We start from the raw sequence: 13,675 nt of genomic DNA, 5'->3' as shown, positions 1-13,675 counted from the left end.
TCATGCCGCACATCCACCTCGAGGTGAGCGACCTCGATGCCGCCCTGGTCGACGACCTCGACTGGGGCGGCACGATCCTCACGATCGGCGGGCACGAGCAGTCTCACGTCAATCCCGCCGATCCGCGAGAGATCCGCTACGAGTACTTGAGGCGCATCGCGAACGTTCTTGACGAAGGATTCGAGGCGGGCGCGCCGATCACCATTCTTCACCTCGGCGCGGGCGCGCTCACGCTCGCGCGGTACGTGCAGGCCACGCGCCCGGGAAGCATGCAGCTCGCGGTCGACATCGAACCCCGCCTCGTCACCTTCGTGCTCGAGAACCTTCCTCTTCCCGCGGGGACTCGCTTCGAGCACCGCGTGGGGGACGCACTTGCCGAGGTGCGTGCGCTCTCGGAGGGCCACTCATCCCCCGCACAGGGCTCCGGTGAGGTCCGACGGTTCCACGCCGCCGTCCTCGATGTGTTCAGCGGGAAGGAAACCGCGCCTCACCTCGCAACGGCGAGCTTTTATGGCGCTGCGCTCGACGTGCTCGACGCGGAAGCTGAGGATCCGGGAGTGCTCCTCGTCAACATCGGCGACGACGAGCCCCAACGCTTCCTCGACGCGCAGGCGCGAGAGCTTCACGCCGCGTGCGCCGAGCGAGGCTACCCCGAGCCGTGGATCCTCACCGATGCTCACGTCGCGCATTCCCGTGCGACGGGCAACTCGATTCTCGTGGCGGGCCCCCTCACGGCTCGCGAGGATTTTGTGCAGATTGCCTCGCGCGTGCGGGCCTTAGGGCCTCATCCCGCTGTCGTGGAGCCGTGGCGCGACGTCCTCGGCGGATAACTAGAGCCTCTTGACCCACTGGGAACGCCAGTGATGAGATGGGGTTTTCCGTTGGCGTTTTCCGTCTGTGTATCAGCCAACCTCATGGCTTATGAACAGCCGTGAACATCCAGGGCTACTTTTGAACAGCCACACCGCACGTGGCCGGGGAAGCGCTCCACCGGTCAAATTTCCAACAAAAGTCCCGTTTGTTCCTCATCTCACACTCTAGAGTTTCAGTAACCGCCGAATAAAAACCAAGGAGGTGAGAGGAAAGAAATCCTTCATTGATGAACTCGCAGAAGGGCACACCTGGGTCATGAGTTGCGGCAGCCAATCTTGCGGCACGTCCAAGACTGGCCAGACGACCGATTACCCCCCTAAAAGGCGACCACTACCCCTCGATGGGCGAGGCTCCGAACCCCCGAAACTCGAAACTTTGGAAAAGTTCCTACAAAGCAAGGGCACAACCCTGCATGCATTATGCCCATTGGGTATAAAAACCCTTCCCGCCTCACCAAGATCTTGATCGCCACGTCAGCGATCAGCCGTAAGTCTTTCTATGCCAAAATCTATAGAATCACTCGTCACTATCCGGCCTTCCGGGCGTATGGCTGCGTTCCTTGGCGCCGTCATCAGCACCGCTCTCCCTCTCGTCCTTGCTGCTCTCTCGGACTCTCTGGTTATCGCTGCCCAAAACCGCCTCCCCGCTTTGGCGTGGATGCTCAGCTTCCAGATTGCCGCAGTCATTGCACTGGGGTTTCTCGTTTCGATTCTCGCCGGTGCCGCCGAGGAACGAGCCTGTCAAGAGGCCATTACCGAGTCTCAGGCCTCCATAACAGAGCAGCTCCTCAGGCAGCCATATGCTCTCGGCGCCGGTCTCGTAAAGGAACGCCTCGTCGATGACCTTTCAGACCTCATCACCTGGCGTGTCAGCACTCTTCCTCGTATCGCGGTATCGCTCGTCGGAGTCATCACGGCACTCATATGGGTCTACCTCGCGAGCCCATGGGCACTCACCTTAGCTCTAGGCGGAGTGGTCCTCACTGTATTGCCTTCGCTAGCCGTAAAGAAGTGGGCCGAGGAGGCATATGAGGACACCACCGATATCGAATCCGCTATCAACTCCGAATACTTCCAAGCCCGCGAAAATCTCGACCTGATCCGAACGGAAAAACTCCAGGCGTACATCGAACAACGAGTTCGCGCCCTCGACCGCACCCATTTGCGCGCTGGAACAAAGTCAGAAGCCACCGGGGCCGCAGAAAGCAGTCTCAATAACCTCGTACAGGCTGCCGCACTCTACGGCTCGCTACTTCTAGCGCTATGGCTTGTGGGGACGAACAGGCTTGCCCTTTCTGGGGCCGTAGGTCTAGTAATCGTCCTTAAAACATTCTTCACGCTTGCATCTTCTACCGCTACAAATCTCACGGCATTCTGGGTGGTGCGACGCAAGCGTCGACGTCTTCGCTCTCTTGATTGTGCCTTCAGTTCCTACGGGGCAATCACCAATCACTCGTCCGCCGCCTTGGATCTACAAGACGTAACGGTACGACGCGAAGGAGCAGTGATGGCCCACGTTAATGCTCTTCACCTAGCACGAGGAGAGACAATGCTGATCGCGGGTCAGAACGGAGCCGGGAAGTCACTCCTTCTGCGGGCTGTTGTTGGTCTTGACGAAAGAACTGGTCGCGTAGCCTCTGCCTATTCAAGCAACGACCTTCGTATGGGATACCTCAGCCAACATGATCCGTTACTTTCCCTCACGGTCCGCGAACTCTTTGAGCACATTGAGGGCGCGGTGGGCGATGGCCCCGCCCGAGCGGCAGAAACCCTCACACACCTTCTCGGGCCCGACGCCTTCACCACCCTCGGCGAAGTTCCCGTACGCAGCCTCTCAGGGGGACAGCGACGCTCAGTGTTTATTGCAGAAACAGTCGCGTCGTCCCAGGGAGTTCTTCTCCTTGACGAACCCGACACTCATCTTTCCCCCGAAGCGGCACAGGGCCTCGCCTCGCTCCTCAACGAATACGAGGGATCAGTGATCGCCATTGCTCACACACCTCGCTTTTCAACACCACTATCGGCAAGAACGGTCACGGTTGAGAGGCCGGTCAGGTAAATGACGGAGCCATCAGTCTGCACTGAAATTGCCGCCGGCACGCCACAGCTTGCAGCGGCCCGCCGTATTCTCATGCGTGACTTCTGCCGCACCATGTGGCGCTCCAGTGCCTTGCAAATCCTCCACGAGACCCTCACGCGCGGTATCACCGTAGTCCTCGCCGTGAGCACGAGCACACTTATAAACTCAGCGTTCAACGGCGCGCACCTCGACATTTGGCCAGTGATACTTGTCATCGCGCTTAGCGTGGTGCTGCAACCTGGAACGCTTCTCTTAAGAAACCGGGTACTGCTCAAAGATACGTATGAGCACGAGCTGGCGCTCCTCGATCGCTACTTGCACTTACGCCCAGCGAAATCCCTCCTCGTGGACAAAGGACAAGTCCCGGACCGTCTCATCATCGATTTGGTCACCTACCGTCTCAACACACTCACTATTGTTGGGGCGCCCGTGGCGATCACCGTGGGCGTCATCGCCTTGGCCATCACCGGAACATGGAATCCCCTCTCAATTCTCCTGGTTATTCTCGCAGCCGTCCTCCCGATCGCCTCAGCCGTCCTCGTTAATGGACCGGGAGCGAAAGCCGCCGATGCCATCCGACAGTTCACCATGCTGCGCACCGCACTTCTGCAGGAGGCGCACGCCGCACACGACTACTACTGGGCTCGGTCACGCCACGCCATCGCATCAGATCACCTAAGAGGCGCGTGGCAAGAATTCCGTGCAGGGTCAGGTAAACGCGGCTTTATTTTGCGCACACGCCGCGACCAAGTACTCGCATTAAGCCCACTCGCCGCCTCAACAATCGTGCTCGCAGGCGGCGCCGTCCTTGCCGCGTATTCACTTATGGACCCCGGACACATCGTCGGCGCGGCCATACTTGTCACACCCGTCCAGGGGGCAGTCGAATCTCTCAACTCAGCTCTAGCCGCGCAACGATCGCGAGCAATTGTCTCTCAACGCGTGGGTTGGCTCGTACTCGACGATGATGCAGACGATTTCAATCAGCCTGCAACGACACCGAACACCGTCACGAGCGCAGACAGGAAAGCACCCCCCGCACCGAACGACGACAAATGGGTTGCCGTTCCCACGAGCGTCGATTCCAACTCGAACAGTATCGAGGTAGCAGTTCTTGAACTCAGGAACGTCCAGGTCACTTTGCCAAACGGCCGCCTTACCACTCCACTCAGCGCTACCTTGAAGCCCGGCGACATCTTGTGGCTCCAAGGTGACGTAGGGAATGGAAAAACCTCACTTCTACGAGCCATAACGGGACTTGGAACCGAACTGCACGGCACCATGCTCGTCAACGGGGTCCCTATCCAGCAACTTCCCTACGGTTCCGTGTTCGTGCACCCGCAACACCCCACGTTCCTCAACGACACGCTGATCACAAACATCGTGCTCGATCGCGATGACCTGCGTCCCACACTCACCAGCGAACTCATCGCTCGAGGACTACCCAGCCCCGGTCAACCAGCCCTCACTACTTCCCTTGAACCAACACTGTCGGGTGGGGAACGTCAGAGAGTTGCGCTCCTTCGCATGATGCGCCGCACGAGTGGCATACGTGTCCTCGACGAACCGCTCAACGGCCTTTCCCCCCAGGCCGTCGAAGATCTCCTCGCGGACCTCAAAGACACTAGGCACCAGTGGATCACCCTCATCGTCTCCCATGATCCACGCATTCACCAAGTAGGTGCTACCAAGGCCTACAAGATCTAGTACTAGCGAAGGCCACGGTAGTGCCGCAGCGATCTCGTCCCTTTGAGTCTCATGAATAGGTGAACACTCACGTTCGGTCGCTCAGCGAATCGACCACCCGCATCCAGCCGGAAGTCTTTATCTCGGCCTCATCCCTCACAGCCTGTGAGGGAACTACAGTCGGCTTCTTGCGTGCGAGACTTCAAACGCCGCCTTCTACAGAAAGCCGACGAGCGTGAGCGAGGCGAAAGCACCCGCGCCGATCGCGATCGCCATGCCCGCGATGATCGCGGCCCAGCCCACGAGGGTCATGCGATCGTAGCTGCCAAAACGGCCATCGCCATCGCGGTGCCCGATGCGGATATCGACGTCGCCTTCATCGGGGCTCGCCAGGGCAAGCGAGGACGCGCGCGAGGCTTTCCTTTCGGGCGGGTCGAACGGCGCCTCGACGTCGTCCACCTCTTCGACGATCGCGGCGCTCTCGAGGTGCCTCGCAGGCGCGGGAGATGGCGCAGACTCCACCGTCGTTGAGTCGCCCTCATAGGGGTCGAAGTCCTCCGGGATATCCGGCATGAGGTCCACAATTTCTAGCGGGGAACCGTCGGAAAGAAGAACCGGGGCGCCGGGCTCTACGCTCGGGAGCCACGTGAGCGCTTCACGCGCGCGCGGGCGCTCGTCGGGGCTCTCGGCGAGCATCGCGGAAAGCGTGCGCGCGAGCGCGGGGGAAAGATGTTCAGGAACCGTGGTGTCGTTCAGCGCGGAGGGACCGATGAGCGCGAACAGGATCGACGCGGCGAGGGCGTAGACATCACTCGCGGCCGTATCCACGCTTCCCAAAACAATCTCGGGCGCGCGGAAGTTCTCCACGGTCGCGGCGTCGAGAACGGGAAACTCCGCGGCTTCGTGGGCGGGGATCGCAGCGCTCATGCCTGCGAGAACGCTAAACACGGGCGGGCGATCCTCGCGGAACATGATCGTGTCGGCACCCACGCGGCGGTGCACCCAGCCTGCCTCATGCATCGTGGCGAGAGCCTCGAGCATTTGCGTGAGAACTGCAAGAGCTGCTGATTCCCCGAGTGTGCCACGAAGGCTTACGACCTCCGCGAGTGAGCCGCCGGAGACGAGAGGCATCGCGATGAGCGACTCGTGCTCGCTCAGCGCATACGGTCGAAGGAGGTGTTCGTGGGCAAAGGCGCCGTCGGAATCTTCGAGTATCCGCCTCGCCGAGACCAACTGCCCGTCACCGAGAACTTTGAGCGCACACTGATCCTCGCGTTCGCAGTCCCATGCACGCCAGACCTCACCCGTGCCCGAGTGGGCGATGACATCGATCGGGATGAAACGCTTGCTTCGCGCGCTCACAGTCCCCCCTGTCCCCGCGTTCGCACGCGTCCTAACAGGGTCTGGAGATCCTCGAGCCTGCGCTCCCACCACGACTCGGGCTTCACGCGCTCCCACAGCTCATCGAGCTCGGGCACGAGATGCCACACGTGAAAATCCGCGCCCGAATCCGCGGGTGGGCGCGCGGCGCTGGCGAAAATCCGCGCGAGAACCTCGCCGGTGCGATCGCATTGGAACTCGACGCCCGTGACCGCCGGGTATTGGGCCCCGCGAGCCGCCTCGAGCGCGTACTCCCACGCGGGTGCGATGTGTTCCTCAAGTCCCTGCACCGAGGCGAGTGGGGCAGGTAGGCCTCGATGAGCGACCCACACGCCACGAATGTCGAGCACTGCATCCACACGGCACAGCCGCTCACCATCGGCCCCGGCCGCGCTCACGTACACGAGGTTGCGCAGTGCATCCACGGGCGTCAGGGGGGACACGAATCGGGCGAGCGGTTCCGCGATTGTCGCAGGCAGAGATCGGCGAAGCGGCGCATGCTCAGCACCCGCCAGCTCATTCCCGCTCAGCGACACGTCCTCACCTCCGAGTTCGTCTATCAGTGTCGACATGGCTCGCTACTGCGCCATGTCCTTGAAACGCGAGTAATGCCCCTCGAACGCCACGGGAATGGTCTTCGTTGCGCCATTGCGGTGCTTCGCGACGATGAGGTCCGCCTCGCCCGCGCGGGCCGATTCCTTCTCGTAGTAGTCCTCGCGGTGAATGAGCACGATGAGGTCCGCATCCTGCTCAATCGAGCCTGATTCGCGAAGGTCACTCATCATGGGCTTTTTGTCGGTGCGCTGTTCGTTTCCGCGGTTGAGCTGCGAAATCGCAATCACGGGAACCTCGATCTCCTTCGCGAGAAGCTTGAGCGCACGCGAGAACTCCGAAACCTCCTGCTGGCGCGACTCGACGCGCTTACCGGAACTCATGAGCTGCAGGTAGTCGATCACGACCAGTTTGAGATCCGCCTTCTGCTTGAGGCGGCGGCACTTCGCGCGAATCTCCATGAGGGTCATGTTCGCCGAATCGTCGATATACAGCGGCGCATCCATGAAGCGAGTCGTGGCGCGCGCAAGGCGCTCCCAGTCCTGATCGTCCACCGTGCCGTCGCGAAGGCGGCTCATCGGCACCTGCGCTTCGGCAGCCATGATGCGCATCATGATCTCTTGGCGGTCCATTTCGAGGGAGAAAATGGCCGACGCCATCCCGTTGTGGATCGCGGCGCTCCTCATCACGTCCATGCCGAGCGTGGTCTTACCCATCGCAGGGCGCCCCGCGAAGATGATCATCTGCCCGGGGTGCAGGCCCTGGGTCAGCTCATCGAATTCCGCGAATCCCGTGGGCACGCCGTTGACCTGCCCTCCTCTGGACTGGAGCATCTCGATGAAGTCCATCGTCGGCTCAATCACTTCGGAAAGCTTCACGTAGTCCTCGGACTTCGTGCGGTCCGTGACCGAGTACACCTGCGCCTGTGCCTCGTTGACGGCGGCATCAACCTCGCCGCCATCCGCGGCGAAACCAAGCTGCACGATGCGCGTGCCAGCCTCGACGAGCCTACGGAGCGTGGCCCGCTCCGCGACGATCTCGGCATAGAACCCCGCGTTGGCAGCCGTCGGAACCGCATCGATCAAATCGGCGAGGTACGGGGCTCCGCCGACCTTCTCGAGGTTGCCCTTCTCACGCAGCGCATCCGCGACTGTCACGAAGTCGGCCGGCTCCCCGCGACCGTACAGGTCGATGATCGCCTCGTAAATGAGTTCGTGCGCGGGGCGGTAAAAGTCGTTGCTGCGGAGCTTCTCGACGACGTCGGCGATCGCATCTTTCGACAGCATCATGCCGCCAAGAACGCCCTGCTCAGCACCTAGATCCTGCGGCGGGAGGCGGTCCATTCCCTGATCGGGACCCGGCTCCAAAAGGGCGCTCGACATACGACCTCCTCAAGTCTCGGTGTGACTGCCCCCGAGGCGGGGCATGAATGCCCCAGAATCCTACCGCGAAGCGCTACTCGGCAACGAGGTCGCGCGCTTCCGGGTTCTTCTCAAGCCAGCCTTGCACGTAGGGGCACACGGGACGAACCTTCACGCCGTGACGGCGCGCATGTTCGAACGCCGCGGCGGTCACCTCGCCCGCGATGCCTCGCCCGCGAAACTCCGGATCCGTCACGACATGCGTGGCGACGAACACGGCGCCATCGCTCTCGCGGTCGTATTCGAGGTACCCCGCCTCCACGCCACCTTCCGTGGCGCTGAAGCGCTGTTGGTCAGAAAAATGAGTCACGGTAGCCATGCCTCAAGTGTCGCAGGAACGTGAGGGTTGCGAAAGTTTTTTTGGGTCATCAGGTCGGGGCATCTCGAGGGATGGGCCTTGCTCGCTTGGCCCGTCCGGTTCCGACGCTTGCCGGGCAACCGTCGGACTCTCAGTTCTGGAGAGGTTGTCCACATTCGCCAATCCGTCCGCTGTTGACGGAGTTTTGTTGTCGCGGTGTTTTATGCGGTGGCTCGTGCTCCACAATCTGCTTTTATCCACAAATATTTCAGGTTTTTCACACGCTACGGTTTCGCGGTTTTCAGTTATCCACATCCCCTGCCTATTCGAGGGTTCTTTTTCGGGATTGGTCGAGTTTAAATGTCTCACCCCCTTTATAGGCTCGAGGTATCAATATCGAACACAAAGCTCTCAAGATTGAGGGCCCTCATTGGGGAAGGAGGAAACAAAATCATGACCGCGACAGTCACCGAGCACAACGCCACCACTTCACGCGCTTCAATTGTCGCGAGCTTGGATGCCCCGACCCGCACGGACGTGCTGAACCTTCTCCTTGCCCGCTCCGAGGGTTGGCAGGCCTCGCTGACGGGCATGCTCGAAGCCTTCCCCACGGCACTCACATCCAATAATTCCCATGCCGCCGCTCCGGCTCACCCGGCAACGACGCCCGCGCGTGTCCTTGACGGTCCGGATCTCCTTATCCGCCTGGACGTGCTGGAGTCGTTGACTCGGATCGCCGAACTAACCGAAGCAGTCAAAGCGCACATTCTCACCGAGCTCGACGAGACCGACGGGATCGGCCACCTCTCCAGCAAAGAGATCGCTACCAACACCACCAGTGCCCCCTCCCGCACGGAGCCTTGCGAGCGTTCTGCCGCCGCTGCCGCTGCCCAGAGCACGAGCGAGGATGCTGCCGGGGTTGATCCGTCTGCGGGCCTAGATTCCCTCAGTGACAAGGATCGGGCACGAGTGTTCGCTGTGCGGCGGGCTCTCGCGCATGAGGTGTCGTTGATCCTCAAACAATCCCCTTACGCGACGAGCGTCGAGATTGCCCGCGCACGAATGCTCACGAAGAATCTGCCGACGCTCCTTTCGAACCTTGAACAAGGCCGCATCTCCATCAACGAAACCCACGCGATCACGAACAGCCTGCGCGATGCCACAAGCACCCACGCACAGATGTTGGATGCGCCGATTGCACGGGAGTTGGAACGCTCCCCACACGCCGGAAAATCCCACTGGCGCAACTACACCAGTACCGCCCTCCTGTCTCTTGATCCTCAAACCGCGCTGGAGCGGGAAAAGAAAGCGTTCACCACACGCCGCCTCACGTTGAGAACCTTACGCAACGGCATGAGCAGCCTCACCCTCACCCTGCGCACCCTCGACGCCACACGCATCCACGACCTGCTCACCCACCACGCCGCCCGCGCCTACAACACCCTCAACCAACACGAAATCACCACCGCCAAACGCAAAGTCCACAACCACGCCCAACACACCACCACCAAACTCCACTCGCTCCTCGAAAACGGCGACTTCACCCTCCACCACCTCACAAACACCCCACACACCCCCGAAAGCTTCAACGCTTTCAACCGCACACCAGGAGCCTTCCTCAATCAGGCCACTCATCCCAGATCGCTTGACCATTTCGAACAGGAAAAAACAGGCGACGCTTCCCGCAAGAAAGCACACGAATTCAAAACCATGCTTGAACGGGAAAATCTCCACCTCAAAATTTTAGAAACCAAAGACGGAACACACGACGTGACCGTAGAGCCACGTGGTGGGGCATGGCGAGGCCACTACCAAAAACCCGCGCACACGAAAAACAACCTCGCTATCGACATCCTCGTCGAGACCCTCCTCAACACACGCCCCAACCACCCCACCACACAGCTCGCACCACCCAGCACCGCCCCAGGCATCACCCTCGACCCCTGGACACCACTACCCCACCCCCACACCAACAACGGGAACCTCACCCACAACACCAGCAACGCCAGGCAAACAGACCCGCTACCAGACACTCCACCCCCACCACAAACACCACCAACAGAAACACACAGAGAAACCGAAACCACCCCAACCGAACCCGAGACCACCACCTTGCAGGTTCGGGGATCAGAGCGCGCCCGCAGGTTCGAAATCGGGCTACTCGTGCCCGTCAACCCCGATACCTCAACCGCCTACATCCCCGACGCCGGCCCCATCACCGCGAAAGCCGGATTCGACTACCTGAACGAACTGCTCGACAACGACGTCCTCGTCAAATACAAAAGGATCTTCACGAGCGCCACCACCGGTGAAATCCTCGCCATGGACTCCCGCTCCAGACTCTTCCCCAAAGCCCTCGCCGAACTCGTTCGCCTCAGAGACCGCACCTGCCGCGGCCCCTACTGCGACGCCCCCATCACCCACATCGACCACATCCAACGCCACGCCCAAGGAGGACCCACCACACTCACCAACGCCCAAGGCCTCTGCGCTCGCTGCAACCTCGCAAAAGAAGCCCTCACCGTCACACTCGCCAACACAGAAACCACCGCAAGCACAAGCACCATTTGGACCACGCAGAGCGGGCGCACCTACACCAGCGCCACACCCAGATACGACAGTTAGGCAACCTGAAAAACACGGGGAAGAACGCTCGCGACAGAATCGAGCGCCTGAGGAAGCGGCCGTGCGGCCATAAGCGGCACGCCGCCATGAGCGCGAGGACACCAACGCCAATTGTGGAGATTGTCCGAGGGGCGGGAAGCGTCCCGTGTTGAAGAACGACGAGGCGCAGCTGACCTGCGGCAGCTCCGGGCTGCCGCACCTAAAATTGAGAGCGTGAGCACTAACGAACAGAAGAATGAGTTTCAACAGGACGCGGGCGAGCGTCGGAACGACAACCCGGATGCCAACGCACCCGCTGAATCCCCCTCCACCGCCTACGCCACCCGACGCCCCAGCCGCATGCTGTCGAGCGTGTGGGGGGATGAGCAGCACGCCGTCGAGGCCGCACAGAAGTGGGCGCGCGAGCACACGGCTCTCGCCCATGACCCGAAGGCGACGGCACGCTCCGCAGCCGAGCTTGACGAAGCCGTCAAGGCGCTGGCGGGCGACATGATCACCGAAGAGGGCATCGGCGCCGATCGAGCCCTCGAGATCTACGAAAACATTCTCATCCCGGCGACCCGCGCCGCCGATGACCCCATGAACCTCGCCTACATCCCCGGTGCCCCCACGCGCGCGGCCGTTGCCTTCGACAACGTCGTGAGCGCTGCCAACGTGTTTGGTGGCGTGTGGGAGGCCGGCGCCGGCGCTATCTGGGCCGAGAACCAGGTGCTGCGGTGGCTCATGGACCTGCTCGGCTGGCCAGAAGGATCCGCTGGTGCCTTCGTCTCGGGCGGCACGAGCGGCAATCTTTCGGCGCTCGCCACGGCACGCGAGAAGGCTCGCGAAGAATGGGCCTCGAGTGGCGTGTTTATCGACGGTCGCCCCACGACGGGCTTCAAGGTCGCCTGCGCGAGCAGCGCCCACTCGTCGATCCGCAGTGCAGCGCGCCTGCTCGACGTCGAAGTCGTCACCGTCCCCGTGGACGAACGCGGCCATTTGAGCGGCCCCAACCTCGCCCGCGCCCTCGACGAGAACCCGGGCGTCTTTGCGGTTGTTGCCTCGGGTGGCACCACGAACGCCGGCATCGTCGACGATATTCGCTCCGTCGTCGAAGTCGCGCACGCGCGCGGCGTGTGGGTGCACATCGACGGTGCCTACGGCGGCGCCGCCCTCGCGGCCCCGAGTGCACGCCCCCGCTTCGACGGGATCGAGGAAGCCGATTCCTTCATCGTCGATCCGCACAAATGGCTCTTCGCGCCATACGATTGCTGCGCACTCGTGTACCGGGATCCGAGCCCCGCCTACCGCGCGCACTCTCAGCACGCCGAATACCTGGATTCAATCGTGAGGTCCGACGCCAACCCGAGCGACCTCGCGGCTCATCTTTCGCGTCGCACGCGCGGCCTCCCGCTGTGGTATTCGCTGCTCACCCACGGCACAGCGAAGTATTCCGAGGCGATCGAAAAGTGCCTCTCCACTTCGCGCGCGGTGCGTCGCGGCATCGACGATATCGAGCACCTCGAGATGGTGATCGAGCCTGAGCTCAGCGTTCTCGTGTTCCGCCGCCCGGGTTGGACCGACGAGCAGTATCACGAGTGGTCGCAGCGCATGGCCCGCGACGGCGTGATCCTGTGCATCCCCACGAAGCACAGCGGCGAAACGGTACTGCGACTTGTGTTCGTGAACCCCGATACGGAAGCGGACCGCGTGATCGCGGTTTTGCGCGACACGATGGCCTAACGCCCCTCTCAGCGCGAGTCCGCGAGCGCGAGGCTCTCGAATTCGGCGAGCACCGTTTCATCGGCATCGCCCGCTGCCCGAGCCCGGGCAATGCGGCGCAGCATCGCCTCACTCTCGCGGGAAGCGGCAGAGTCTCGCCCCTCGTCGATCATGTGCGCGAGCACATGGGCGCGAGCGTGGAGCGCCGAAACGGTGGCATCGCGTCGCAGATCGAGGGTGCTGTCGAGGTCGTCGGCAACGCGTTCGGCGAGACGCGCAACCTCTGCATACGCGGCGCTCTCGGCGCGCTCGCGCCCCGCCATGCTGAGGGCCTGTGCGCGTATCCGCTCGGCGTGCCACTGCCCCGCGAGGTCACGAGCGCGGTCGGCAAGAATCTTCGCGCGATTGACGGGGATGAGCGCTGCCTCGGGGTCGCCTTGGGCGAGCCGGGTAATCGCGATCGACGACCAGGCGTGAAAACGCACGTGCACGTCGTGAGCGCGAGAGGCGTTTTCCGCAACTGCCGCAAGCGGCGCTTCCACCTCGTTCGTCATGCCCGCGACGAGCGCCGTGCGCACGAGAGTCAGCCCCAGCTCGACCACGACATCGGGAATGCTGGCAACGCCGCCGCTCTCTCGCGCGGCCTCACACCAATCGAACGCTTCCGCGGCGGCAGCGTAGGCATCCGTCGGACCGAAGGCGCGTGCCCGCCGGCCCCCGCGTGCGCCGCCCGGGTCCACTACCGAGAGCGCAAAGCGCTGCAGCAAAGCGGCGCGAAGGTTCTGGTCAGGCCCCGAAAACCCCGGGGCGGAAGCGGATTTTTCAAGGGCCGCATGGCAGAGCGCTGCCGAGGGCGCCTCGGGCGCGGTCACGAGCTCGACCGCGCGCCTTTCAAAGGAATCCGACGCTTGCCCCGCACACCACGAGTCCACGCGCGCACGCCGCTCGCGCGCAAAAGCCCGGCGATTGGCAACCGCAAAAAGCGGCACGTGCCACGTGAAAAGCGAGCCGGCATCGCATTCGTGCGCGGCTCGCTTCTCCATACCTGCAGGCTACCAAT

At 62.2% G+C, this 13,675-nt stretch carries 10 protein-coding genes; 5 read left to right on the top strand and 5 right to left on the bottom strand.

The window, feature by feature from the left end:
* The first annotated feature begins 2 nt into the window (after window positions 1–2).
* From NBW56_RS06580 to NBW56_RS06570, 3 genes are all read left to right on the top strand, one after another.
* Complete coding sequence (locus tag NBW56_RS06580) at window positions 3–830, top strand: spermidine synthase (protein ID WP_250258498.1); 828 nt, start codon at window positions 3–5, stop codon at window positions 828–830.
* Between the two features lie 541 nt (window positions 831–1,371).
* Window positions 1,372–2,931 carry an ATP-binding cassette domain-containing protein gene (locus NBW56_RS06575; RefSeq protein WP_250258497.1) on the top strand — a complete coding sequence of 520 codons (1,560 nt, stop codon included), beginning with the start codon at window positions 1,372–1,374 and terminating at the stop codon, window positions 2,929–2,931.
* Window positions 2,932–4,659 carry an ATP-binding cassette domain-containing protein gene (locus NBW56_RS06570; protein WP_250258496.1) on the top strand — a complete coding sequence of 576 codons (1,728 nt, stop codon included), beginning with the start codon at window positions 2,932–2,934 and terminating at the stop codon, window positions 4,657–4,659.
* A gap of 195 nt (window positions 4,660–4,854) precedes the next feature.
* Here the strand turns inward: NBW56_RS06570 and NBW56_RS06565 are convergent, their stop codons facing one another.
* The 4 genes from NBW56_RS06565 to NBW56_RS06550 form a co-directional block, all read right to left on the bottom strand.
* Window positions 4,855–6,000 carry a protein kinase domain-containing protein gene (locus NBW56_RS06565; RefSeq protein WP_250258495.1) on the bottom strand — a complete coding sequence of 382 codons (1,146 nt, stop codon included), beginning with the start codon at window positions 5,998–6,000 and terminating at the stop codon, window positions 4,855–4,857.
* The gene (locus NBW56_RS06560; protein WP_250258494.1) at window positions 5,997–6,590 is read right to left on the bottom strand and encodes a hypothetical protein; all 594 of its coding nucleotides are present in this window, start codon (window positions 6,588–6,590) and stop codon (window positions 5,997–5,999) included. The genes NBW56_RS06565 and NBW56_RS06560 overlap by 4 nt, the downstream gene beginning before the upstream one ends.
* A 6-nt stretch (window positions 6,591–6,596) precedes the next feature.
* Entirely contained in the window at window positions 6,597–7,952 is a 1,356-nt protein-coding gene (dnaB, locus tag NBW56_RS06555; RefSeq protein ID WP_034371573.1) for a replicative DNA helicase, read from the bottom strand.
* A gap of 73 nt (window positions 7,953–8,025) precedes the next feature.
* Window positions 8,026–8,310, bottom strand: a complete 285-nt coding sequence (locus NBW56_RS06550) for a GNAT family N-acetyltransferase (protein WP_065247093.1) — start codon at window positions 8,308–8,310, stop codon at window positions 8,026–8,028.
* Window positions 8,311–8,742: 432 nt separating this feature from the next.
* Here NBW56_RS06550 and NBW56_RS06545 point away from each other — a divergent pair, with 432 nt between their 5' ends.
* Entirely contained in the window at window positions 8,743–10,914 is a 2,172-nt protein-coding gene (locus NBW56_RS06545) for an HNH endonuclease (RefSeq protein WP_074299483.1), read from the top strand.
* A 213-nt stretch (window positions 10,915–11,127) separates the two neighbouring features.
* A complete protein-coding gene (locus NBW56_RS06540; protein WP_250258493.1) occupies window positions 11,128–12,636 on the top strand; it encodes a pyridoxal phosphate-dependent decarboxylase family protein in 1,509 nt (502 codons plus the stop codon).
* Between the two features lie 8 nt (window positions 12,637–12,644).
* Here NBW56_RS06540 and NBW56_RS06535 read toward each other — a convergent pair whose 3' ends face one another.
* A complete protein-coding gene (locus NBW56_RS06535; protein WP_250258492.1) occupies window positions 12,645–13,658 on the bottom strand; it encodes a hypothetical protein in 1,014 nt (337 codons plus the stop codon).
* Between the last annotated feature and the right edge of the window lie 17 nt (window positions 13,659–13,675).

Origin of the sequence: Dermabacter sp. Marseille-Q3180 (assembly GCF_940792985.1) — a bacterium.
Lineage (GTDB): Bacteria > Actinomycetota > Actinomycetes > Actinomycetales > Dermabacteraceae > Dermabacter > Dermabacter vaginalis.
This window is presented reverse-complemented; position numbering and strand designations above follow the sequence as displayed.